20 protein-coding genes and 1 tRNA gene are annotated in these 22,699 nt (G+C 70.5%); 7 read left to right on the forward strand and 14 right to left on the reverse strand.

Annotated elements, in window-relative coordinates:
• Nucleotides 1-38 precede the first annotated feature (38 nt).
• The gene (gene argS / locus ACZOOI_RS08955) at nt 39-1,691 is read right to left on the reverse strand and encodes an arginine--tRNA ligase (RefSeq protein ID WP_465280208.1); all 1,653 of its coding nucleotides are present in this window, start codon (nt 1,689-1,691) and stop codon (nt 39-41) included.
• A gap of 618 nt (nt 1,692-2,309) precedes the next feature.
• On the reverse strand, nt 2,310-2,750 hold the full coding sequence (locus ACZOOI_RS08960) for a response regulator (RefSeq protein WP_465280209.1): 441 nt from the start codon (nt 2,748-2,750) through the stop codon (nt 2,310-2,312).
• A 131-nt stretch (nt 2,751-2,881) separates the two neighbouring features.
• Here ACZOOI_RS08960 and ACZOOI_RS08965 point away from each other — a divergent pair.
• From ACZOOI_RS08965 to ACZOOI_RS08975, 3 genes are all read left to right on the forward strand, one after another.
• Nucleotides 2,882-2,953 (forward strand) — tRNA-Arg (locus ACZOOI_RS08965).
• A gap of 539 nt (nt 2,954-3,492) precedes the next feature.
• The gene (locus ACZOOI_RS08970; RefSeq protein WP_465280210.1) at nt 3,493-3,921 is read left to right on the forward strand and encodes a hypothetical protein; all 429 of its coding nucleotides are present in this window, start codon (nt 3,493-3,495) and stop codon (nt 3,919-3,921) included.
• A 42-nt stretch (nt 3,922-3,963) separates the two neighbouring features.
• Entirely contained in the window at nt 3,964-4,476 is a 513-nt protein-coding gene (locus ACZOOI_RS08975; protein WP_465280211.1) for a hypothetical protein, read from the forward strand.
• A 45-nt stretch (nt 4,477-4,521) separates the two neighbouring features.
• Here ACZOOI_RS08975 and ACZOOI_RS08980 read toward each other — a convergent pair whose 3' ends face one another.
• From ACZOOI_RS08980 to ACZOOI_RS09005, 6 genes are all read right to left on the reverse strand, one after another.
• Nucleotides 4,522-4,911 (reverse strand): hypothetical protein, encoded by a 390-nt coding sequence (locus ACZOOI_RS08980; protein ID WP_465280212.1) that lies wholly within the window; start codon nt 4,909-4,911, stop codon nt 4,522-4,524.
• The gene (locus tag ACZOOI_RS08985; protein WP_465280213.1) at nt 4,875-5,156 is read right to left on the reverse strand and encodes a hypothetical protein; all 282 of its coding nucleotides are present in this window, start codon (nt 5,154-5,156) and stop codon (nt 4,875-4,877) included. Before ACZOOI_RS08985 ends, ACZOOI_RS08980 begins: the two co-directional genes overlap by 37 nt.
• Nucleotides 5,090-5,428, reverse strand: coding sequence for a DEAD/DEAH box helicase family protein (locus ACZOOI_RS08990; RefSeq protein WP_465280214.1), 339 nt, complete (start codon nt 5,426-5,428; stop codon nt 5,090-5,092). The genes ACZOOI_RS08985 and ACZOOI_RS08990 overlap by 67 nt, the downstream gene beginning before the upstream one ends.
• Nucleotides 5,429-5,646: 218 nt before the next feature.
• Nucleotides 5,647-7,326, reverse strand: a complete 1,680-nt coding sequence (locus ACZOOI_RS08995; RefSeq protein WP_465280215.1) for an SWIM zinc finger family protein — start codon at nt 7,324-7,326, stop codon at nt 5,647-5,649.
• A 51-nt stretch (nt 7,327-7,377) separates the two neighbouring features.
• Nucleotides 7,378-7,812, reverse strand: coding sequence for a MarR family winged helix-turn-helix transcriptional regulator (locus ACZOOI_RS09000; RefSeq protein ID WP_465280216.1), 435 nt, complete (start codon nt 7,810-7,812; stop codon nt 7,378-7,380).
• A 338-nt stretch (nt 7,813-8,150) separates the two neighbouring features.
• Nucleotides 8,151-9,809: an amidohydrolase gene (locus ACZOOI_RS09005; protein ID WP_465280217.1), complete on the reverse strand. Its 1,659-nt coding sequence runs from the start codon at nt 9,807-9,809 to the stop codon at nt 8,151-8,153.
• A 375-nt stretch (nt 9,810-10,184) separates the two neighbouring features.
• Here ACZOOI_RS09005 and ACZOOI_RS09010 point away from each other — a divergent pair, with 375 nt between their 5' ends.
• A complete protein-coding gene (locus ACZOOI_RS09010; protein WP_465280218.1) occupies nt 10,185-11,231 on the forward strand; it encodes a LacI family DNA-binding transcriptional regulator in 1,047 nt (348 codons plus the stop codon).
• 173 nt (nt 11,232-11,404) lie between these two features.
• Here the strand turns inward: ACZOOI_RS09010 and ACZOOI_RS09015 are convergent, their stop codons facing one another.
• Nucleotides 11,405-11,860, reverse strand: a complete 456-nt coding sequence (locus tag ACZOOI_RS09015; RefSeq protein WP_465280219.1) for a Uma2 family endonuclease — start codon at nt 11,858-11,860, stop codon at nt 11,405-11,407.
• Between the two features lie 195 nt (nt 11,861-12,055).
• Here ACZOOI_RS09015 and ACZOOI_RS09020 point away from each other — a divergent pair, with 195 nt between their 5' ends.
• A complete protein-coding gene (locus ACZOOI_RS09020; RefSeq protein ID WP_465280220.1) occupies nt 12,056-13,615 on the forward strand; it encodes an aldehyde dehydrogenase (NADP(+)) in 1,560 nt (519 codons plus the stop codon).
• Between the two features lie 758 nt (nt 13,616-14,373).
• Entirely contained in the window at nt 14,374-16,455 is a 2,082-nt protein-coding gene (gene recQ, locus ACZOOI_RS09025) for a DNA helicase RecQ (RefSeq protein WP_465280221.1), read from the forward strand.
• Between the two features lie 181 nt (nt 16,456-16,636).
• Here the strand turns inward: recQ and ACZOOI_RS09030 are convergent, their stop codons facing one another.
• The 3 genes from ACZOOI_RS09030 to ACZOOI_RS09040 form a co-directional block, all read right to left on the reverse strand.
• Nucleotides 16,637-17,167 (reverse strand): F0F1 ATP synthase subunit B family protein, encoded by a 531-nt coding sequence (locus ACZOOI_RS09030; RefSeq protein ID WP_391581194.1) that lies wholly within the window; start codon nt 17,165-17,167, stop codon nt 16,637-16,639.
• Nucleotides 17,168-17,619: 452 nt separating this feature from the next.
• On the reverse strand, nt 17,620-18,318 hold the full coding sequence (locus tag ACZOOI_RS09035; RefSeq protein WP_465280222.1) for a hypothetical protein: 699 nt from the start codon (nt 18,316-18,318) through the stop codon (nt 17,620-17,622).
• A 103-nt stretch (nt 18,319-18,421) separates the two neighbouring features.
• Nucleotides 18,422-19,066, reverse strand: coding sequence for a Crp/Fnr family transcriptional regulator (locus ACZOOI_RS09040; RefSeq protein WP_396006806.1), 645 nt, complete (start codon nt 19,064-19,066; stop codon nt 18,422-18,424).
• A gap of 332 nt (nt 19,067-19,398) precedes the next feature.
• Between ACZOOI_RS09040 and ACZOOI_RS09045 the strand changes: the two genes are divergently transcribed.
• Entirely contained in the window at nt 19,399-20,037 is a 639-nt protein-coding gene (locus tag ACZOOI_RS09045; RefSeq protein WP_465280223.1) for a thiaminase II/PqqC family protein, read from the forward strand.
• Nucleotides 20,038-20,231: 194 nt separating this feature from the next.
• Here the strand turns inward: ACZOOI_RS09045 and ACZOOI_RS09050 are convergent, their stop codons facing one another.
• Both ACZOOI_RS09050 and ACZOOI_RS09055 read right to left on the reverse strand, forming a co-directional pair.
• Nucleotides 20,232-21,470 (reverse strand): CapA family protein, encoded by a 1,239-nt coding sequence (locus ACZOOI_RS09050; protein WP_465280224.1) that lies wholly within the window; start codon nt 21,468-21,470, stop codon nt 20,232-20,234.
• Nucleotides 21,471-21,768: 298 nt separating this feature from the next.
• Nucleotides 21,769-22,599, reverse strand: coding sequence for a sirohydrochlorin chelatase (locus ACZOOI_RS09055; RefSeq protein WP_465280225.1), 831 nt, complete (start codon nt 22,597-22,599; stop codon nt 21,769-21,771).
• Nucleotides 22,600-22,699: the final 100 nt, after the last annotated feature.

The following is a 22,699-nucleotide window of genomic DNA, read 5'->3' on the forward strand; positions in this document are numbered from 1 at the left end:
CCCGGCCTTCGGCCTGTCGCCTGCGTTGTGACGATCCGTCACATGCGCTCGGGGGCGGACACCCCGAGCAGGGCGAGGCCGTTGGCCACCACGGTTTTCGTGGCTTCGGCCAACCACATTCGGGCGTGCGTCAGGTCGGTGACCTCTTCCTCGCCCTTGGGCAGGATCTGACAGTGGTCGTAGAAGCGGTGGTACGTGCCGGCCAACTGCTCCAGGTAACGCGCGACGTGGTGCGGCTCGCGCATCTCGCCGGCCTTGGCCACCACGCGCGGGAACTCGCCGAGCATGCCGAGCAGGTCGGACTCCCACTCGGTGGACAGCAGCTCGGGCTTGAACTCGCCCTTGACGATGCCGCGTTCGGCCGCCTTGCGCTCGACGGCGGACATCCGCGCATGCGCGTACTGAACGTAGAACACGGGGTTCTCGTTCTTGTGCGACGTGAGGATGTCGATGTCCAGCGTGATGGTGGAGTCGGTGGACGAGCGCGCCAGCGAGTACCGCGCGGCGTCGACGCCGATCCACTCGACGACGTCGTCGATGGTGATGATGTTGCCCGCGCGCTTGGACATCCGGACCTCTTCGCCGGCGCGCATCATCTTCACGAACTGGCCGACGATGATCTCGATGTTGCGCTCGGGGTCGTCGCCCGCACACGCCGCGATCGCCTTGAGCCGCCCGACGTAGCCGTGGTGGTCGGCGCCGAGCATGTAGACGGCGACCTCGTTGCCGCGGTCGCGCTTGTTCAGGTAGTACGCGGCGTCGGAGGCGAAATAGGTCTTCTCGCCGTCGGACTTGACCAGGACCCGGTCCTTGTCGTCCCCGTAGTCCGTGGTGCGCAGCCAGATCGCGCCGTTGTCGTCGTAGACGTGGCCCTGCTCGCGCAGCCGCTCGATCGCCTTCTCCACCGCGCCGGACTCGTGCAGCGTGGTCTCGGAGAACCACACGTCGAAGTGCGCGCCGAAGTTCTCCATCGAGCGCTGGATCTCGGCGACCATCAGCTTGAGCCCGGTGGCCCGGAAGACCTTCTCCTGCTCGGCCTCGGCCAGGCCGGACACGTCGGGGTGCTCGGCGACGATGTCGGCGGCGATGTCGTTGATGTACGCGCCGACGTAGCCGTCCTCGGGGACGGGCCGCCCGTTGGCCGCCGCCATCAGCGACTTGCCGAACTTGTCGATCTGCACGCCGGCGTCGTTGATGTAGTACTCGGTGGTCACATCCGCACCGGACGCACGCAGGATCCGCCCGAGCGAGTCGCCGACGGCGGCCCACCGCACGCCGCCGATGTGGATCGGCCCGGTCGGGTTCGCCGAGACGAACTCCAGGTTGATCTTCAGCCCGTCGAACGCGTTGTTGCTGCCGTACTCGGCGCCGGCCTCGACGATGGTGCGGGCCAACTCGCCCTGGGTGGCCGTGTCGAACGTGATGTTCAGGAAGCCCGGACCGGCGATGTCGACCTTGGCCACGCCGGGCGCCTGCGCGATCCGCGCGGCCAGCAACTCGGCGATCTCCTGCGGCGGTCGCTTGGCCGGCTTCGCGAGCTGCAACGCGATGTTCGTCGCGTAGTCCCCGTGCTCGCGGTTCTTGGGTCGCTCCACCGTCGTGCTCTCGGGCACGGCAACGGCGAGCTCGCCCGCCTCGACGGCGGCACGAACCGCGGACAACACTGACTGCGAAAGCTCTGCGGGGGTCACGGGGACAAGCGTAGGCGACCCGCCGACCAACCCGCCCGGCGGGCGGGGTAGGTCATTCGAGCGAGTGACACTCCCGGGGAGGAAGCGGGGGGAAGCGCGGGGGCGGGGTGGGTGGGGGTCGGGCGCGGGGTGGGCCTGGGGGCCGGGGAGAGCTGGCCGGGGGTCCGGCGCGGGATCGGCTGCGGAGGCGGGCACGGGGTCGGCCGGGGCTGGGGCCGGGGGCCGGCGCGAGATGGCCGCGGGCACGGGTGGGCACGCGGGGTCGGCCGGGAGTCCGGCAGGGGATCGGCCAGGGCGCGGGGCCGGCCGGGGGCCGGCGCGGGCGCGGAGTGGACCGGGGGTCCGGCGCGGGATCGGCTGCGGAGGCGGGGTCGGCCGGGGCCGGGGGCCGGCGCGAGATGGCCGCAGGCACGGGGGTCAGGCGCGAGGTGGGCGCGGGCCCGGGGTCGGCGGGGTCCAGGGTTCGCGGTGGTCCGGCGCGACTCCGACAGGGGATCGGCGCGAGGGCGCGACCAAGAGGTGCGCTGCGAGGTCGGTCAAGAAATCAGCGCGGGGTCGGTCAACGGGCCGGCCGAGGCATCCCGCGCGGGAACGGCCGCGAACTCGACCTAGGCGGGCCTAGGCGTCCGGCGCGGGATCGGTCGAGAGGTCCGCCAGGGGATCGGCCGACAACGGCCCCGGCGACAACTCCCGCACGAGCCGAATGAGCTGCTCGGGATGAAACGGCTTGGTCAGATACCCATCCACCCCAACCGCCCGCGCCCGAGAAAAATCCTCATCCTGCGCACAGGCACTGATCATCAATATCTTCAACCCACTGGTCCGCGGATCCGCCCGCAACCGCGCAGCGGTCCCGATCCCATCCAAATGCGGCATCACCACATCCAACGTGACCAGATCCGGCCGCACCTCGTGCACGAGCCGCAGACACTCCTCACCATCACACGCGGTACTCACCACGAACCCCTCCAGCCGCAGATTGACCGCGATCAGCTGCCGAATCACCTCGTCGTCATCCACGACAAGCACCCGCGCCGCCTCACCACCAATCCCGCCCACGCCAGTGAGGTTAGGCCCCCCACACCCACCCGCGGGCCCGATCCGCACATCTCACCCCCACCTCCCCCCGCCCCAACCCCCAACCCCTTCGCAACCCACTCCCCAGAGCTGGTAATGTTCACATCACCCGAGCCCCTGTAGCTCAGGGGATAGAGCAACGGCCTCCGGAGCCGTGTGCGCAGGTTCGAATCCTGCCAGGGGCACGCAGCGTCAGCAGGATCAGCAGCCACGAAGCCACGTGAGCTGCTGTTTTTGTTTTCGGCCTCTTTTTCGTCGTCACGATGCGTGTCACGCCGCGCTGGAGACAGCAGGCGTAGGACGGCAGCTGTGCCATATACGTGCAACCAACTTGAGGACATTTCGCAGGTCACAGTACGCATCTTGGCGTATGTGCGCGCGGCCGAAGGCCCCGGAGTGGTCCGGGGTCTCCTGCCGCCCGGCGGTCGTTCAGATCTCGCTATCGAGGCCGTCCGCGATACGTCGTTGGTCGAGTCGCGCTGCCCAGTCGATGAACTCGGCACGAATCCCGGGCAAGACAGCCACCGAGTGCCCGGGCCGGTTCGGCCACGTACCTGGCCGGCGATTCAGGTTTCGGCGAGCGCCACGTACACGGGTACCGCAGGTCGGCATCCGAGCCGCCCGCGCCTCCGCTTCACCCGTTCCGCTCACCAGTCGGGCGACAGCACACATAGCGCGCATAGCACTATTGCGACTATCAGTTCCATTGTACTAGACTCTTGTCATGCCTGATATCCCCCTCGATGAGGACAGCTACGGCAAAATCGTCTTCGCCGCCCGAATGATGAACTGCTCACCGACCGAGGTAGTGCGACGGCTCATCGAGGAATGGAGCCGGGGGATCGTCCCCCCTGATACCCCGTCACCACCGGCTGCACCGGCTGCACCTCTCTCGTCGGGCACCACCCTGCCCGTACACGCCGTGTATCAGGGGGTGCGCGTCGAAGGCATCTTCGACCCCGGCACGCGCACTCTCAGGATTACCGCGGGTCCAGGTGCGGGGACTTCGCACACTGCGCCGAGTGCCGCCGCCGGAGCCGTACTCAAGATCGTCAAGCCCGAGCGCAACCCCAACACCAACGGATGGCGGTTCTGGCGACTCGATTCGAACGGAGCGGAGCTCCAGAGCATTCGTCACTCGGCGACCCCGTAGGCCCGCCCGCCGTCACCCGTACGAACGGAAGGGGCATCTCTGATGACACCGGCCTTCGCTACTTCGTCCACATACCTGCTCATCGTCAACGCTGGAAGGCCGCTCAGCTGGGTGGTGTCCCAGCAGCGCATGGCGTTCCCGACGGGGCGCGTGCGAGCCGCGCGGGCCCTTGAAACGGGGGACGAATTGTTGATCTACGCGACCAGTGGTTGCTTCCGGAACCCGAACCGTGGTGAAGGACGGGTCATGGGCCACGCAACGATCACCAGCAAGGTCGAAGCCATGGAGACCCCGGTCTCATTCGGCGATCGCACCTTCCATGAGGGCTGTTCGTTACGCATGCACGGCCTGGCGAGCTATCGCGAAGGTGTGAGGCTACGCGATCTGGTCCCCAACCTCGACGTGTTCCCCAACAAGGATGCCTGGGGCGGCCGGCTGCGTCGCCCGTTCCTGGAGATGCCCCGGAAGGATGCCGACCTCATCCGGCGCGAACTCCAGCCGATGCTCAAGCCGTATCGGGCGGCTCTTCCACTCTACTTGGCAGCAACGACATAGGACCTGTACTGCAACGTACCCAACCCGGTACGGACTTGCCGAGCGCTACGAACTGGGACGCCCTCCCACGCAGAGGGCGCCCCGCGGGGCATGCCGGCAAAGGCAAGAGCCCCGACGACTCGGTGTTCTCGAAGTCGAGCGCGGCCGGCCCGACAACGCCCCGGAGATCCGGCCGCGTTGGCACATTTTCGGCTCAGCGGATGCCCAATGCGGCGAGGAATCGGCTTGGCTCCGCGTGCCACGCCACGTGATGGCCAACGCGTCGCGGGCGGGGGTGGCCGCGACGAAAGGGAGCGAGCGGGCGTGTCGGAGCTCCCGATGGTGGCGGGATGTGTCGGTGTCGGCCCAGGTGTCGACGGACGAGCGCGGGACCAAACCCTCGGTGACGCCGGCGATGATTATCCGGCGGTATTCCAGACCTTTGAAGCGATACATCGTGCCGACGTGGACACCTTCTCGGCCTCGGGGGTGGGGCCACGGTCCGCCCACGCGTCGCCCATCTCGTTGCGGACCTCCGGGCTGACCTTGGTGCGCCGGATGAACAGGTGCCCGAGATCGCGCTCCGGATCGTAGTCGTCCGGATCGACAATGGCGGCCGGGTCGAGCAGGCTGATCAGGTCGGCGAACGATCGCTTGGCACCGTTGTGCGGCGTGCGAGCGGAATCGCGAATCGGGTCCACAATTCGTGTTGGAACTTCTCCAGGACGTGTCGTGGAGTGAACACGAGGATGCGCTCGCCGCGGCCCCGCCTGATCAGCTCGGCCAGGGTCAGGCCGATCGCCAGGGCCTTGGCGAGTCCGACGACATCGGCGATCAAAACGCGCGGGCGCAGGTTGCGCATCGAAAGCGCTGGTTCGGCGGGTCGCTGCTGGTAGGGGAGGGGATCCGGCAGGAAGCGGTCCGCGCGGGCGAGACCCCGCTCGGACTGAGGCAGGGGTGTCTTGCGCAGCACCGCTTCCAGCGGCTGCGCCGAAAGTACGGGGAGGAGTCGACGACCAGGTGGGGGTCTTGTCGGGCTCCAGTACATCCGCGCTGGACAGTCTGGGCGCGCGACGAGGTGCATCGAATGCGTTCGCGCCACCGGTGCCGAGGGCCGCTGCGCGCCTTGCCGGGCTGGGGCTCGTCACCGCGAAGAGCAGCGAGCTTGTCATGGTCCCGGTCTCGTACTGATCAGATGAGGCCGCGGCGGGTGAGTTCGGCGGTCAGGTTTCGTTTGCGGTGGTGTTCGGTGCGCAGCTTGGTGAATTGTTCCTGCCATTGGGGCTCGCGGTTGGTGGCTCGGGAGAGGTCGCGGGCGCGGGTGAGCAGGTCGGCGGCGCGGGCGTAGGCGCTGTTGCCTGTTTCCTTGATGAGGGCTGCGGCCTCTCGGAGGTAAATGGCCAGGGTTTCGGCGGGGCGGGTGGTTTGGCAGGCTTCGGCGAGGCGCAGCCAGTGGTCGCGATTGGCGCCGAAGGTTTCGGCTGCCTTCCATGCCTGGTCGAAGTTCTTCTCGGCGAGCAGGACGTCGATCAGGACCCGGGACGCCCGGATACTGGTGAGCGTTTCGCCGGCTGCGTCGCGTAGTAGTCGCAGGGTCTCGGCGCGGTAGTGGTCGAGTTTGCCGATCACCCGGGCGGCTTCGAGGACTTCGGCGTGGAGCGCGACGCTTGGCTGGTGGCGGAATTGTTCCCAGCGGATTTTGAGGGTGTCGGCGTCGCGACCGGCGACGCTGTATTGCTGCGTCAGGTAGTCGGCGAGTCTGGATTCGTTCGGGTGTTCGGCGAAGCCGCGTTCGGCCCAGGTGAGGGCTTCGTCCTTGCGGTCGGCAGCGGTGAGGACCTCGGCGATGCGGAGGTAGACGTAGCCGTGGGTGAGGTGGTCCGCGAGGGCCTCGACCTGCGCGTCCGTGTCTTTTCGTACTTTGGCGAGGTCCTCACGGAGGTGCTGGATCAACCACCGGTGGTCGTCGCGGCCGGCACGGTCTTCTTGTACGGCGCGCAGTCGGGCGGCGTAGTGCGTGATCCCGGTTTCCCCGAGTGGCTCGGTGTAGTCCTGGAGCGCCAGCTCCGGCCAATCGTGGTTCGCGAGTTGGAAGGCGAGGAGCCAGTCGGCGAGTTCGGCCGGGTCGGGCGAGGCGGCGGCGCACGCTTCGGCGTGCAGTCCCACCAGGGCTTCGCCTTCGTCGGTGATGCCGCCGTCGGAGTCGTCGATCTCGCCGAGCGCTGAGCCGATCAGGGCCAGGGCGCGGCCGGAGAGGTCCATGACGGCTGTGTGATGGCCGCCCTCGTACAGCTCTCGCAGGGTCTCGGAAATGTCGGCGACCGCCTCGGCGTAGGTGTGGGCGCCGCGCCGATCCAGGTAACCGTAGGTGCGGAGCGCGCGGCCCAGGTGCTCGCGAATCGACGTGATGTCCGGGCCGGCGCCGCCGCCGGTGCGGGCCGCGCGCAGGGTGAGCCGCCGGCGCAGGTCGGGGTCGCTGCGGGCCGCCTCGTCGAGGAGATCGACGAGTTCGTGGGGATCGAGTGAGGCCAGGTAGGCGCGGAGGTCGAACGCGGTGGCTTGGGCTTCCTCGATCGGCTGGGCCGTGATGGAGCGGAGGAAGACGAGGCCGACGGCGACGCAGTGCTTGCAGAAGGAGCCCCGCTCGCCGTAGGGGCAATCGCAGTCGCCGGTGAGACCGTCCGCTCCGTATCCGAGGGCCACCGCGTAGGTGTCGTTTCCGTATACGACGGCGGTGACGTAGCCCGGAGCCTCCTCGGTGAGGTTCGCGACCGCGCCGAGGTAGCCCTCCCCGCGGCCGTAAGACCTGTCGCCGGCTGCGTCGAGGAGATCTTGTTCGGTGAACGGTGGTGGTACCGGCATGGCTTCCATCAAACCGTACGTCCTTGGGACGCACGCCCCGGTGCCGGAAGTGCTCTTTCCCTACTTGGCGAGGGTGCCGGAGAGGTGACGGAGAGAGGTCAGGAGGCCTGCGTATTCCGGGACTTCGGCGAAGAAGGTTGCGTCGGCCGCCTCGACGTCGTGCATGGCTCGCTTCGCAAGTGTCGTGCCGGGTTCGGTGATGCGAAGAAGCTTGGCCCTGGTGTCGGTCGGGTCGGTCTCGCGGGTCAGGTAGCCCTTGGCTTCGAGGCGGCGCAGGACTTGACTGACGGTTTTGACGTCCACGCCGGCGTGCGTGGCCAGGGCGAGTTGGTTGGGGTGGGCACCCTGGGTGTCGAGCCAGTGCAGGCTCGCCAGAAGTACGAATTGAGGGTGGGTCAGGTCGAGGGGGGTCAGGGTCGCGGCCATGGCGCGTTGCCAGCGCAGGGTGGTGTGCCAGAGCAGGAAGCCGGGGCTGTCTTGGGGGCGCAGAGGCATGTGGGGCGCCGCTTTCGACGTGCGTAGGAGGTGGAGAGGACGCAGGGACGACAGGGTAGCGACGAGAGACTCGAGAGAGACCCGGTCAAGTTTCGCCCCGCGCAGATTATCTCCACACGGATTGTCTCCCCAAGGATCATGCTTTCATGGGCTCTGGGGTGGGCGTCCCCTCCTCCGCGGAGGACGCCCACCCCATGCTTCGGGGAGCCGGCCGGACCCGCCGCATTCACCCGGCGGGACTCACAGGCCCTGCGCCGCGCAGCCGGCCGGCCCCATCTACCCCGCAGGCCTCACAACTTGCGCCGCGCACCCCGCCGGCCACCCCCACCCCGCAGCCCTCACAGCCCCCGCGCCGCGTACACGGCCGTGCCCTCCACGTACGTCCCGAGCACTCCCGTCTCGCCGATCTCCGTGGCCGGGCCCGCGTACGGGTCGCGGTCGAGGACCACCACGTCGGCGAGCTTGCCGGGCTCGATGGTGCCCGTGTCGTGGTCGCGGTGGTTCACGTACGCCGTGCCCACCGTGTAGGCGGCCAGGGCCGCGGTGAGGTCGATGCGCTGCTCGGGGAGGAAGACGGTGTCGGACGGGTCGGCGAAGGACGGCAGTACGCGGTTGACCGCCGTGTGGATGCCCCACATCGGATCCGGTGCGCTCACCGGCCAGTCGCTGCCCGCCGCCAGCGTGGCGCCGGAGCGGAGCAGGTCGCCGAACGGGTATTGCCACGCGGCGCGTTCGTCGCCCAGGAACGGGATGGTGAGTTCGTCCATCTGGGCCTCGTGGGCGGCCCACAGGGGTTGCAGGTTGGCGGTCACGCCCAGTGCGGCGAAGCGCGGTACGTCATCGGGGTGGATCACCTGGAGATGCGCGATGTGGTGCCGGTGGTCGCCGCGGCCGTTGGTCGCGAGTGCCTGGGCGAAGCCGTTCAGCGCCTCGCGGGCCGCCCGGTCGCCGACCGCGTGCACGTGTACCTGGAAGCCGTGCGCGTCCAGCAGCGTGACGTGCTCGCGCAGCGCGATCGGGTCGACGAAGCTCAGGCCGCTGTTGCCGGTGTGGCAGCCGCAACCGTCGAAGTAGGGCTCGTTCAGGGCGGCGGTGAAGTTCTCCGCGACGCCGTCCTGCATGATCTTCACGCTGGTCGCCGCGAAGCGCCCGACCGACGAGGACGCCCGCAGGTCGAGCAGCCGTTCCAACTGCTCGGCGCCGCGGTCGCGTTCCCACCACAGCGCGCCCACGACCCGGGCGGTGAGTTGCCCCGAACGGGCCGCCGTGAGGTAGGACTCCAGCGGGTCCAGCCCCGGGTGGGCCGAGCCGACCATCGCGTCCTGCCAGGACGTCACACCGACCGAGTGCATGCGCGCCTGGCCGGCGAGCAGCGCACGCAGGGCGTCCGCCGCGTCCAGGCCCGGTACGAGGTCGCCGACCAGGGCGGTCGCGCCCTCGTGCAGGGTGCCCTGCGGGGTGCCGTCGGCCTCGCGCTCGATCCGTCCGTCGGCCGGGTCCGGGGTGTCCCGGGTGACGCCGGCGAGTTCGAGGGCGCGCGTGTTGACCCACGCGCCGTGGCCGTCCGCGTTGATCAGGAACGCCGGGCGGTCCGGCACGATCGCGTCGAGTTGGTGCCGGCTCGGCGTACCACCCGCGAACGCCTCCATGTTCCAACCGCCGCCGCTGATCCACGCCTCCTCGGGCCGGTCGGCCGCGTACGTGCGGATCAGCGCGAACGTCGCCTCGGCGTCCCGCGCTTCGGAGAGGTCGCAGCGGATCAGCGTCATCCCCGCCAGGGCGGGGTGGACGTGCGAGTCCTGGAAGCCGGGCACCAATGCCCGTCCGGCCAGGTCGATCACGTCGGTACGCGGGCCGATCAGGTCACGTACGTCCGGGTCGTGCCCGACGACCACGATCCGCCCGTCACGCACGGCAACCGCCGTGGCCCGGCGACGAGCGGCGTCGATCGTGTGGACCGGCCCACCTCGGAAAACGACATCGGCAGGGGTGGACATGAGACTCCTTGCGCAGACGACGGGAAAGGAAGCAACGGGCGAAGGCGGCGGATGGGGCTGCAAAACGGATAGGGCTGCGAACGGGAAGCGGACGACCGGAGCAAAGGCACCCCGAAGGAAGCCGAAGGCACCCGAGGAAGCCCAAGGGCGCCCGCGGAAGCCCAAGGAAGCCCGCGGAACCCCAGGAAGCCCCAGGAAGCCGACGCCGATACGGGGGCACCGAGACGCCCGAGCTCACCACCCGCCGCCGAAGCTGTGTGGAGTATCGACGCGGGAACGTTCCCGCACAAGCACATGCGGGAACGGTTTTCCGAAGGTCACCGCACCACGGACCGCACGTGACTGGGAACTCGGCAGCCGGCAGCATGTGGTGACATGACCACCTCACCTCGCGACGGGGGCAGGCGTCCCGCCTCCGTGCCCCGGGTCCGACTCGTCGACGTGGCGCGCGAGGCGGGGCTGTCCAAGACCACCGTCTCGGCCGCCCTGAACGGCACCGGCCGGCTGTCCGACGCGGTCCGGCTGCATGCGCAGGAGACCGCGCGCCGACTCGGCTACCGGCCCAACGCGACCGCGCGACTGCTGCGGGCGGGGCACGCCCGGCTGATCGGCTACGCGGTGCGCGAGTACGTGGACACGCCGTGGTCGTACATGGAATCGCCCTATTTCGCCCAGCTCACCAGCGCCACCGCGCAGGCCGCGCTCGCCCACGGATACGCGCTGGTCCTGCTGCCCACCCACTCGGCCAGGGACGAGTGGGCGGACCTGCCGCTGGACGCGGCCGTGGTGGCCGACCCGCTCGCGGACGACCCGTTGGTCGAGGACTTCCTGGCGGCCCGCATCCCGGTCGTCTCCGACCGGCGGCTGGAGGGCATGACCGGTGCGCACTGGGTGGACATCGACCATGTGGCCGCCGTGCGCGGCGTGCTCGATCATCTGGCCGCGGGCGGCGCACGGCGGATCGGCCTGGTGGCCGCGCACTCCACCTCGCTGTTCTACGAGGAAGCCCTGACGACGTATCACGCATGGTGTCTGGAACGGGGATTCGCTCCCCTCGTGGAACTGACCGCACGTCCCGGCAACCAGGTCACCCGCGCCGTGGTCGATCACATGCTGGCGCGACCCGATCGCCCGGACGCGCTCTTCGTACTCACCGAGGCGAGCCCGCCACTGATCCTGGAAACCGTCCGCGCCCACGGCCTGAGCGTCCCGGAGGACCTGCTGATCGTGTGCGTCAGCGACGACCCGACCGCTACCCAGACCGACCCGCCGATCACCACCCTGAGCCTGAACCCGGCCGAAATTGCCTCCGTGGGAGTCGAGTTGCTGCTCAAGGCACTGGAATCCGGCGACCCCACGCCCACCGGCCGCCTCGTACCGACCCACCTGGAGATCCGGGGCACCTCACGCCGAGACGGCTGAGCCGACCCGACGCCCCCGGGACGGCACAGAGCAACACCGTCCGGCGGCGGTCCGACTCACCCCATCAGAGCCGCGAGATCGATGTCGATCGGGAAGGGCACCGCAACCTGCAACCGGGTCCGATGGATCCCGGTCGGGACATGGCTGCCGGTGGCGGGTTCGAGTTCGAAGACCTACACGACCGGCAGTTTCGCCTCCTCCTCGATTCGCCAGAAGTGCGGGATCCCCGCCTCGGCATAACGGGCGGGCTTGAGCTTTCGATCGCGCCGCTCGGACTCCACCGAGACGACCTCGACGGCCAGGCGCATTTCGGACGCGTCGAACCAGGTCCGGCTGAAGTCGCTCGTGTTCGGATAGGCAACGATGTCGGGTTCGGGTCGCGTGCGGTCGTCGAGGCGGACGGTCATCTCCTCGTCGACGCCGATCTCGACCGGTGCCTGCGCGGCCAGTGCCGACGTCAGGTTGCGCTTGACCCGGGAATGGAAGATCCGTTGCGGCGCCATCCTGAAGATCAGGGCCCCATCGATGGGTTCCACATGACGCGGCGCCTCCGGCGGCAACCTGTCCATGTCGTCGGCGGTCCAATGGGTGCCGTTCGGCGGATACATCCAGGCGGGTAGTGCCGACATGCTTCCTCACCTCCTCGGCGCGTTCGACCCGTTCGGCCTGTTCGGCCCGTTCGGCACGGTATCCGCGAGGCGCTCGACTCGACGCCTGTCGAACCACCCACCGAAGCATGATTCGATGGTTTCCGGATCATCGACCGCGCCCCACCGCGCCTGACCACCCCTCAGGCTTCGTTCGTCCGACCCGGAGGAATCGCCGTGATCGAGTCGACCCCGACTCCCACCGCCGAGCCGACCGTCGTACAGCCGGCCGTCGAACAGCCGCCCGCAGTACCACCGGCCGCCGTACAGGGGCGCAGCCCCCGCACCGGAGCGCCGGTCGGTGATCCGGTGGCCGGCAGCACCGAGGCCGACGTCGATCGCGTCGTCGCCGCCGCCCGGGCCGCCGCGCCGGCGTGGGCCGGGCGTTCCGGTCCCGAGCGGGCCAAGGTGCTGGAGGCCGTCGCCGACGCGCTCGACGCCGCGCGTGCCGAGTTGGTCGCCGTCGCGGACGCGGAGACCGCGCTGGGCGAGGCGCGGCTCACCGGCGAGGTCGCCCGTACGTCCGGCCAACTGCGGATGTTCGCCGGCCTGCTCCGGGACGGCGCGCACGTGGGCGCGGTGCTCAGCCCGGCCGATCCGGCGCTCGGTCGGCCCGACGTGCGGCGGATGTTGCACCCGATCGGTGTGGTCGCGGTGTTCGCCGCGAGCAACTTCCCGTTCGCCTTCTCGGTCGCCGGCGGCGACACCGCGTCCGCGTGGGCGGCCGGATGTCCGGTCGTGGTCAAGGCACACGAGGCGCATCCGGCCACGTCGCTCGCGGTGGCCCGGGTGGTGCGTACCGCGTTGACCGCCGCCGGCGCGTCCGAGGACCTGCTCGGCCTGGTCGTCGGCCGTGCCGCGGGCGGCCCGCTGGTCACCCACCCCGGGATCGCCGCCGTCGGCTTCACCGGCTCGCTCGCGGGCGGGCGGGCCCTGTTCGACCTCGCTGCCGGCCGCCCCGACCCGATCCCGTTCTTCGGCGAACTGGGCAGCGTCAATCCGGTCGTGGTGCTGCCCGGCGCGGCGGCCGAACGCGCCGAGGAACTGGCCACCGGCTACCTCGGCTCACTCACCCTCGGCACCGGCCAGTTCTGTACCAACCCGGGGCTGCTGTTCGTGCCGGAGGGCACCGAGCTCTTGGACGCCATTGCCACGCACGCCCGCACCGCGACCGGCGGCCCGATGTTGTCCGAACGCATCCGTGACGCGTACCAGGACGGCACGTCGGCGCGCGCGGGACGCGAACTCGCCCGGGGCACCGCCGCCGAGGGGGCCTGGTCGGTGGCGCCGGTGGTGTGGCATGTCGACCTCGCCGAATTCGTCGCGCACGCGGCCGAGCTGACCGAGGAGACCTTCGGTCCGGCCGGCCTGGTGGTCACCTACGCCGACGAGGACGCCCTGCTCGCCGCACTCGACCGGCTCCCGGGCAGCCTCACCGGCTCGGTACACACGGTCGAGGCCGACCACCCGCTCGCCGCCCGGGTCGGCGCCGCCCTGCGTCCGCGCGTCGGCCGGCTGATCCACAATGGCTGGCCCACCGGCGTCGCGGTGTGCTGGGCGATGCATCACGGCGGCCCCTGGCCCGCGACCACCGCCCCGGGCCACACCTCGGTCGGCGGCACCGCCCTGGAGCGCTGGTTGGTGCCGACCGCGTACCAGGACTGGCCGGACGCGCTGCTCCCCGCGGAACTGCGGGACGCCAACCCGCTGGGCGTCCCGCGCCGCACCCAGCCGTAAGCAATCCGCGCCGCGCCCGCACCCCACCCCCGGGCAGGCCCGCACCCCACCCACACCCGTCCCGAGCAGGCTCGCACCGCACCCACGCCCCACCGTAAGCAATCCGCACCCGCACCCCACCCCCAGCAAGGCCCGCCCCACACCCGGGGCCAAGCCCCAGCCTGGGCCCACGTCCCGGGCCATGCCCGCACCCCGCAAGGCCAAGCCAACCCCATCCGACACCCCGCCCGCGCCCGGCGCCCCCCCCCCGGCGCGTCAGCGCCCCCGACCCAGCCCACCCCGGTGATCGACGCGCGAAGCGCGGAGAGCGGCGGAGCCGCAAACCCAAGACTTCGTGGCCCGGAGCGAAGCGGAGGGACACGAAGTCACGAGCGAGGGGCCACTTTTTTCTCGGAGGAGCGAAGCGGGGGAGAGAAAAAAGTGGTGCCTCGCGAGCCGGCGCCGAAGGCGCCCAACAAACAGCAACGCCGCACCCCCGACCCCGGCCCGCCCGCTTCGCCGCGCCCCGCGACTCGGCCCGCCCCCGCTTCGCCGCACCCCCGACCCCGGCCCGCCCCAATCACACCGCCAAGCGCCCGACATACCACCCAGCCGGCTTCCGGAAGTCCACCCGGAAGCCCACCCGGAAGCCCCCGCGCCCGGCCGCGCAGCGTTATGGCCAGGTCCTTCGGGGTTGTCCACAACCGTGCCGCGCACGGTCGGTCCGCGTTGTCCACAGACCGGCCTCGGGTGTCGCCGGCAGCTCTTAGACTGCTCGGATGACAGCGCTCGACGACGGTCCCCAGATCAGCGAAGCGCTGCAGGTTCTGCATCGCGTCTTCGGTTACGACTCGTTTCGCGGGAGCCAGCAGGAGATCATCGACCATGTGATCGAGGGCGGCGACGCACTCGTCCTGATGCCCACCGGCGGCGGCAAGTCGCTCTGCTACCAGATCCCCGCGCTGGTGCGAAAGGGCGTCGGCGTGGTCATCTCCCCGCTGATCGCGCTCATGCAGGACCAGGTGGACGCCCTCACCGCGCTGGGAGTGCGCGCCGGGTTCCTCAACTCGACGCAGAACCCCGACGAGCGACGAATGGTCGAGTCGGAGTTCCTGGCCGGCGAATTGGATCTGCTCTACCTGGCACCGGAGCGGCTGAAGGTCGACGCGACCCTGCGACTCCTGGACCGGGGCATCGTCTCGCTGTTCGCGATCGACGAGGCACACTGCGTGGCGCAGTGGGGTCACGACTTCCGGCCCGACTACCTCACCCTCTCCCAGTTGCACGAGCGCTGGCCGGACGTGCCGCGCGTGGCACTCACCGCGACCGCGACCGAGGCCACCCACGCCGAGATCGCCTCCCGGCTGAACCTGCAACAGGCCCGGCACTTCGTGGCCAGCTTCGACCGGCCCAACATCCAGTACCGGATCGTGCACAAGGACAAGCCGCAGAAGCAGCTGCTCGACCTGCTCCGTGCCGAACACGCCGGCGACGCGGGCATCGTCTACTGCCTGTCCCGGGCCTCGGTGGAGAAGACCGCCGCGTTCCTGGTCGACAACGGCATCGACGCGCTGCCGTACCACGCCGGCCTGGACTCGCGCGTGCGCGCCGCCAACCAGTCCCGCTTCCTGCGCGAGGACGGCATGGTGATGGTCGCCACCATCGCGTTCGGGATGGGCATCGACAAGCCCGACGTGCGCTTCGTCGCGCATCTGGACCTGCCCAAGTCGGTCGAGGGCTACTACCAGGAGACCGGCCGCGCCGGGCGCGACGGGCTGCCGTCCACCGCGTGGCTCGCGTACGGGCTCCAGGACGTGGTGCAGCAGCGCAAGATGATCGACGGCTCGGAGGGCGACCAGGCCCACCGCCGCCGACTGGGCACGCACCTCGACGCGATGTTGGCGCTGTGCGAGACGGTCGAGTGTCGACGCGTACGCCTGCTCGCCTACTTCGGCCAGGAGAGCACCGCGTGCGGCAACTGCGACACGTGCCTGTCGCCGCCCGCGTCCTGGGACGGCACGATCGCGGCCCAGAAGGTGTTGTCGACCGTGTGGCGGCTCAAGCACGAGCGGCGCGGGCAGAAGTTCGGCGCGGGCCAGATCGTGGACATCCTGCTGGGCGCCAAGACGGCCAAGGTCATCCAGTTCGACCACGACACGCTTCGCGTGTTCGGGATCGGCACCGAGCTGAGTCGAACCGAATGGATGAGCGTGGTGCGGCAGTTGCTGGCCATGAAGCTGATCGCCGTCGAGCCCTCGTTCAACGCGCTCGTGCTCACCGAGGCGAGCGAGGAGGTGCTCGGCCGGCGACGCGAGGTGATGCTGCGCCGTGAGCCGGAGCGGCCGGCGCGCGCGGCCAAGGCCGACCGGGCGGCCAAGTCCGGCAAGGGCAAGGCCGCACCGATCGAGCTGCCCGCGGCGGCTGCGCCGATCTTCGAGGCGTTGCGCGCGTGGCGCGCGGCGACCGCGAAGGAACAGGGCGTGCCGGCGTACGTGATCTTCCACGACGCGACGCTGCGCGAAATCGCCACCACCGGGCCCGGCACCCTGGCCGAACTCGGCACGATCAGCGGCATCGGCGAGAACAAGCTGGCCAAGTACGGCCAGTCGATCCTGGACACGCTGGCCGGCTCGACGCCCGGCGGCCCCGCCACGCCCGCGCCTGCACCCGGAGCGACCCCCACCCCGGCGCCGCCCACCTCGGCACCCGCCGCCGAGCTCACCCGCGAGCCGGTGCCCGAACTCATCCGCGAACCCCTGCCGGACTACCAGCCCGACTACCAGAACGACTACGAACCCGACTTCGAACCGGAGCCGGAGTTCTACCCGGAGTTCGAGCCGGACCCGGACTACCGAGGCTGACCCGTCGAGCCGGACAGGCCGGGGCACGGGACGCAGGCACAGGCCCGCCCCGGCCCCGGCCTGTCCGGCCCCGGCCCTAGTCCCAGTCCCAGTCGTCCTGAACCGTCACGGCCACCGAACGCAAAAGTGACCGGCCCCGAGGAGACGATCCCCGGACCCGGCCACCCGTGCTGCCCGTCGGTCAGCCCTTGTCGGCCGAACCGCCGCCCTGCTCCGTGTCCAACTGGTCCAACTCGGCCAGGAAGCGCTCGATCACATCGCTGTCGGCCACCAGCGGGCCCACCGGCTCGCCGAGCACCTTGCCCGCCAGCTCCGTCGCGATCAGGCCCAGTTCCGCGTGCAGCGACGCGCTCGCCAGGGCGAGGTCCGCGTCCAGCCGCTCGTGGCCGGACGTGACGAGCTCGTCCTTGATCCGCTGTCCCTCCGCGCGCGCCTCGGCCATCAGCCGGGCCCCCTCCTCGGCCGCCTGCTGCCGAACCAGCGCGGCTTCCTTGCGCGTCTCGTTCATCTGCGCCCGCAGCTCGGCCAGCGCCGCTTCACTCTCCGCCTGGAGGTCCGTCGCCCGGTCGAAACCGCCTTCGAGCGCGTCGTGCCGCTCGGCGATCGTGCGAGCGATGCGCGGCAACAACACCTTCGCGAACACCGCCAAGACCACCAGGAAGGTGATGAATCCAAAGATCAGTTCGGCGATATCCGGCTTGAGAGGTCCCATGGCTCGAAATCCTCGAACACACGCGAGCACAAATCAAGTTCCGATCACCCTCCGCGGGCACCCCGCGTAACCACCGAACTCCACTGCGCACCCCCGACGCCGCACCCCGGACGCCCGCAGACCCGCGCGCCCGCACATCCGTACGCCCAACACGGACCGACCCGTCGCCGCACTCGACCGAGCGTCTCGACCGACCCCTCGCCGCACTCCACCGACTCGGCCCACCGACTCGACCGAACGCCGCCGCCGCCCCCACTCCACCCACCCCCCACCGACCGACGGACGGGTCGTATCCCCGTGCGTGGGGACACGACCCGTCCGCGGGTGTGCCGTGCGCCGCCGGACCTCTCCCTCCCAGGCCCGCCGGTGCCGGCCGCCGTGCGCCGGTCGAGACCGCCCCATCGGTCGGCCACGCTCGACCCGGCGCACCGAGTACGTCCCCACCCACCACGTCACCGAGGTTGGCGAACCTCACCGTCGAAGCTGAAGCCCCTGTCCAGCCCCCCGCGCCGGACAGTCGTCTTCCGCACCCGAGGCGGAGTCGCCACATGGTCGGTGCCCGTGGCGGGTGGACGTTGATATCCGGGCACGTACACCCATGCGGTCTCGTCGACCTCCTTGGCCAGCACGTGCACCTCCCCGTACGCCGAACTCTCCAAGCCGCCGCGCTCCGGGGCGACGACCGCCTCGTGCCAGGACCGGGACACGATCAGCGCGAGACACGCGCGCTCGGCCGCCGCCAGCACGTCGCGCAGCGGGTCGGCGTTGACCAGCCGACACGCGGTGTTGATCGCACTGCCCGACCAGCCCCGGGTGTCCTGCACCACGTCGCCCGCGTGCAGCGACACCCGCAGCCGGATCCGTGCCTCGTCGCTCGCGTGCCGATCGTGGTTGCGCAGTCCGGCGTGCAGTCGATCGATGAACAGATCGGTCAGGTCCTCCTTGGGCACGTTCGCCGGGATCAGCAGGATCGCCCCGTCGCCGCGGTCCTCGACCACACACGCGTCCCAGGCGATACCCGCCGATTCGAGTGCGGAGTGCAGCAGTTCGTACAGCCGCCCGCGCACCCACTCCTGCGTCACGTCCGAACGTCGGCCGAATCGCTCGACGTCGAGCACGAGGATCGACACGTATCGCGACTTGGCTCCCACGGAATCCCCCTACCGCACCGTGCGCTTGCGCGCCCTCGCTCCCTGCCCCTCAAGGAGTACTCCGGCGGCGGCCGGTTGTACGCGTCAGATGACACACAACGCGTTATCCGTCGGCCCATTCCCGCAAAGCCGGCGGATCGGGCACGACGATGCTGCCGCGCCGGGTCTGCACCAACCCCGACTCGTGCAGCACCCGCAGCGCGCGGACCACGGATTCCCGCGAGATGCCGATCGCGTCGCCGAGTTCCTGCTGCGTGGTGCGGATCACGTACGGCCCCTCGGCACTGCCCAGCGTGCGATCGGCCAGCGCCCGGGCCACCCGACGCCCGGTCGCCAGTGCGCCGTACTCGACGCGCCACCGGTCCGACTCGCGGATCCGCGACACCGTGCGGATCAGCACCGCGTACACCAGCGGCGCGTTCGTGTTGAGCAACTCGCGAAAGCGGGACAGCGGGACCAGTACGGCCACCACCGGCCCCAGGGCAACCACGGTCGCGGACCGGCCGCGCCCGTCGATACAGGCCAGCTCGCCGACCAGCTCGCCGGGTCCCCGAACCGCGATGGTGACCGCCGAGCCGTCCGAGGTCGCCCGCTCGATCTTGACCTGCCCGTGCTCGATCAACACCACGTGGCGCGGGTGGTCGCCCTCCATGAACAGCGCGTCGCCCCGGTCGTAGCCCAGTCGCCGGCCGGACTTGCGCAGGACGTCCCGAAGTTGCTGGGGCAGCGCCCTGTCGTCCTCGGCCACTCCCGCTCCTCCGTCGCCCGTGCCGCCAGAGCTTAATCAGGCGAATTCCGATTCGGCAGGCGTTCGCGGATCCCGCCGACGGCCCCGCCCCGGCCACGCAACGGAGCGGCAACCCGAGCGCGTGGCGCTCGGCCGGACTCGGCACCCGCCCCTCCCGCCCCACCCGGCCTATCCGACCCGCCCCCGCAGGCGTGGAGCGCCCTCTTCCCGGGGAGACATAGGACTCGCGCACGAAGGCCGAAGCACGGCGGCGCGGGACGTCCGACGAGCCGGCCACGACACGCGGCCGGCCGCCGGCGGCGCAATCAACACGTCGAACGAACGGTGGCACCATGGACGCACGGATGCTCTACGCCCAGGTCGTACAGGACCTGACCGCAGGATCGACGAACCGGTTCGTGGACCGTGCCGAGGCGGGTCCGGTGGAGCCGGCCGCGCTGCGTCGGATCGCCGGTGAGGAATACCGGATCGTCCTGAGCGATCGGCGCTCGTTCGCCCTGCTCGCGTCGCGATTCCCGGAGTCGGCCCAGTTGTTCCTGGCGTTGGCCAGTGGTGAGGGCCAGGCGTTGCAGTTGTTGATGCCGTACGCGGAGGCGATCGGGATGAGCGCCGCCGACCTGCTCGGTTACGCCCCGAACGCCGCCGCGCAGAGCTACCCGCATCACCTGGCCTGGCTGGCCCTGTACGGCTCGCGCGCCGAGGTCTCGCTGGCGCTGTTGGCCAACTTCGGCTTCTGGGGCGGGTATTGCGAGCGCTTCGCGCAGGCGCTGCGTACCCACCACGAGTTGACCGAGGACCAGGTCGCGTTCTTCACCTTCTTCGCGTCGTTGCCGCCGGGCTTCGAGGACGCGGCACTGACGCTGTTGCAGACCGGGTTGGACGCGGGCGACGACCAGGAGAGCGCCAAGACCGCCGCCCGCCTGATGCAGAGCTACGAACTGGCTTTCTGGGACGCCCTCCCGACGCCGTGACGGCACGGGACATCCTCCCGACGCCGGGACCGCACAGCACACCTCGCGAGGCCGAGACCGCCCGGGGCGCCTCGCGAGGCCGGGAGCGCACGGGCGCCCGCCCGGGGCCCTGACCACCCCCGCCCCCGCCCCACGCGCCCCGCACCCGCAGCCAAGCGCCAACCATCGCCCCGGCCCCGGCCCCGCAACGCGTCCTACTTCGACTCGGTGAGCCCCGCCCCGGCCGCACCCTCGGAGAGCACCGCATCGACCACCGTCGAGCGCGCGGTCTCCAACAGCGCCCGGGTGTCGGCGGGGGTGGCCGGGTCGGCCAACGCCTTGTTCACGTCCAGGATCCGAAACGGCGGACCCGGGTGCGAGTACAGCGGGCGGAACTGCGCGTCGGTCACGCTCCACTTCCCCGCCGCGTCCCGGGAGAACGTGAACAGCCCGGCGGAGCTGTAGTTTCCGCGCGGCTTGTCCGGGAAGTTGGCCAACTCGTCGCCCATGCCGTAGATCACCCAGGTGCCGTTGACCTTCTCATATGCCTGCGGCACGTGGTTGTGCGTGCCGATGATCAGGTCTACGTCCTTGACGCCGTTGTTCGTCGAGGCGGTCAACTCCTTGGCCAGTGCGCGCTGTTGGGCGTCCGGCTCGCGCTGCCACTCGGTACCCCAGTGCACGCTGAGCAGAACCAGTTCGGCGCCGGCGGCGCGCGCGGCCCGGGCCTGCGCGATCATCCGGTCCTTGTCGATCACGTTGACCGACCACGGCTTGCCCTCCGGCAGCGGGATGCCGTTGGTGTCGTAGGTCCAGGACAGGTGCGCGACCTTGACGCCCTTGACGTCCAGGATCGTCGGCGCCGCCTCCTGCTCGGTGCGGGCGCTGCCCGCGTGCCGTACGCCCGCCGCGTCCAGCGTGTCCAGCGTGCGCCGCAGGCCGGTGAAGCCGCCGTCGAGCGTGTGGTTGGACGCGGTCGAGCAGCCGTCGTAGCCGGTGTCCGCGAGCGTACGGGCGATCTGCGGCGGCGCGGCGAAGAGCGGGTACCCGGTGAACGGCCCCTCGGGCGGGGCGTACGGCGTCTCCATGTGGCACAACGCCAGATCGGCCTTCTGCACCAGCGGCACCACGTCCGCGAAGATCTTGTGGAAGTCGTTTCCCGAACCGCCGGAGCCGCTCGCGCCACCCGAGCCGCCGGCCGCGTCGCGCTCGGACTGGGCGATGATCGTCGGATAGGCGAGCACATCCCCCGTGGTGGTCAGGGTGAGGGTGGTCGGCCGATTCCCGGACGCCGCGGGGGCGGGTGCGGATGCGGTGGGCACCGAGGCCGCCGAATCCTTGTGCGGGGTGTCCCGGCTCCGATCCGACTCCCAGACCAGGGTGATCAGGCCGGCCAGCAGGCCGATCGCCACCAGCGCGATGGCAAAACCGTATTTCTTGCGTGACGTGTCCATGGCCCCGTGTTCCCCCCACCCCGGCACCGCAGCCGAAGAGCCGCCGTTTGGCGGAACTCTCCCAGCGCACCCGGGTTCACGGAACCCCGAATTCGCCCGGCTCGGCACCCGTCCTCGGGCGGCGCCGCCCGATCCGGGGACTCACCCGCGACTCGGCCGCAGCCTGCGCACGAGTCACCCACGAGTCACCCGTCCGGGTGGTCTCGGGCACGTTTCGGCGGCGCATGGCACGGGGGGAGCCATGCGCCGCCTGGCCGGGTCCGTGCGGTCGGCCGCATCCCGGTGGTGGGGTGTGCGGCTAGCCGCAAGCCTCCAGATACTTGTGCAGGATCAGCTTCGCCACCGAGGTGTGCGCGCCGATCGGCTCGGCCGCCGTACAGCCGGCCTGGGCCGCGACCTCCGCGATCCGGCCGGTCTCGACGTCGGGACCGAGCACGTGCGGCGCGAGTGCTATCGAGGCCGCGCCCATCTCGCGCAGCCGCTCGGCCGCGGCGAGTACCGTCTTCGGATCGCCCAGGTCGGCGGTCATCACCGGCAGCGCAAGGCGGGCGGCGAGCAGCACCCCGGTCACCTCGGCCGCGGCGACGGCCTCCGGGCCACCGTCGGTGACCAGCACGATCCCCTCGGCGGCGGTCGCGACACTGAACAGGCGCGCCCGGTCGGCGCGAGCCAGGCCGGCCTCGGAGAGCCGCTCGTGCAGCACCTCGGCGAGCAGCGGGTGCGGACCGAGCACGCCGCAGCGCAGGAACTCGCCCTCCACGCCGGCGAACACCGCCTCGATCCGGGCCGCGGACTCGGCATGGGGACCGAGCAGAAGCGGGACGACGACCGCCGACGGCGCGCCGCGCAACACGGCGGCGAGGTCGGTCTCTTCCTCCTCTATCACCACCGGCCTGATGTCCAGGCCGGGCAGATCCGCGCCGGCCAGCAACGCGACCTCGCTCACCAGGGCGAGCAGGTCGGCGTTCGCGGGACCGGGCACGGCAAGAATCAACGGTTTGGCGGCCTCCGGGAGTTCATGGGAATCGGGCCGACGGTGCCGTCCGCCCTGACGGGGTTGCGGCACCCGGGTGGGCAGACCTGGAGTGCGGGCGGGCAGCGGGGACGCTGCGTCCGAGGAGGAGCTCATGGGACCGAATTTTATGGAATCCGGCCAAAGCCTTCACAGCGGGACGACAAGAGCAACAGGACTGTTACGGCCATGATCGGCGGCACCGTCGGCCGGACGG

The sequence above is a fragment of the Embleya sp. L77 genome (assembly GCF_055557415.1).

Bases quoted from the DNA above. Each gene is read 5' to 3' on its own strand.
- ACZOOI_RS09055 (WP_465280225.1), bottom strand. From the start codon at position 22,599: ATGAGCTCCTCCTCGGACGCAGCGTCCCCGCTGCCCGCCCGCACTCCA.
- ACZOOI_RS08975 (WP_465280211.1), top strand. From the start codon at position 3,964: ATGACACCGGCCTTCGCTACTTCGTCCACATACCTGCTCATCGTCAAC.
- ACZOOI_RS08980 (WP_465280212.1), bottom strand. From the start codon at position 4,911: ATGTATCGCTTCAAAGGTCTGGAATACCGCCGGATAATCATCGCCGGC.
- ACZOOI_RS09000 (WP_465280216.1), bottom strand. From the start codon at position 7,812: ATGCCTCTGCGCCCCCAAGACAGCCCCGGCTTCCTGCTCTGGCACACC.
- ACZOOI_RS09005 (WP_465280217.1), bottom strand. From the start codon at position 9,809: ATGTCCACCCCTGCCGATGTCGTTTTCCGAGGTGGGCCGGTCCACACG.
- ACZOOI_RS09050 (WP_465280224.1), bottom strand. From the start codon at position 21,470: ATGGACACGTCACGCAAGAAATACGGTTTTGCCATCGCGCTGGTGGCG.
- ACZOOI_RS08995 (WP_465280215.1), bottom strand. From the start codon at position 7,326: ATGGAAGCCATGCCGGTACCACCACCGTTCACCGAACAAGATCTCCTC.
- ACZOOI_RS09030 (WP_391581194.1), bottom strand. From the start codon at position 17,167: ATGGGACCTCTCAAGCCGGATATCGCCGAACTGATCTTTGGATTCATC.
- recQ (WP_465280221.1), top strand. From the start codon at position 14,374: ATGACAGCGCTCGACGACGGTCCCCAGATCAGCGAAGCGCTGCAGGTT.
- ACZOOI_RS09010 (WP_465280218.1), top strand. From the start codon at position 10,185: ATGACCACCTCACCTCGCGACGGGGGCAGGCGTCCCGCCTCCGTGCCC.
- ACZOOI_RS09015 (WP_465280219.1), bottom strand. From the start codon at position 11,860: ATGTCGGCACTACCCGCCTGGATGTATCCGCCGAACGGCACCCATTGG.
- ACZOOI_RS08970 (WP_465280210.1), top strand. From the start codon at position 3,493: ATGCCTGATATCCCCCTCGATGAGGACAGCTACGGCAAAATCGTCTTC.
- ACZOOI_RS09045 (WP_465280223.1), top strand. From the start codon at position 19,399: ATGGACGCACGGATGCTCTACGCCCAGGTCGTACAGGACCTGACCGCA.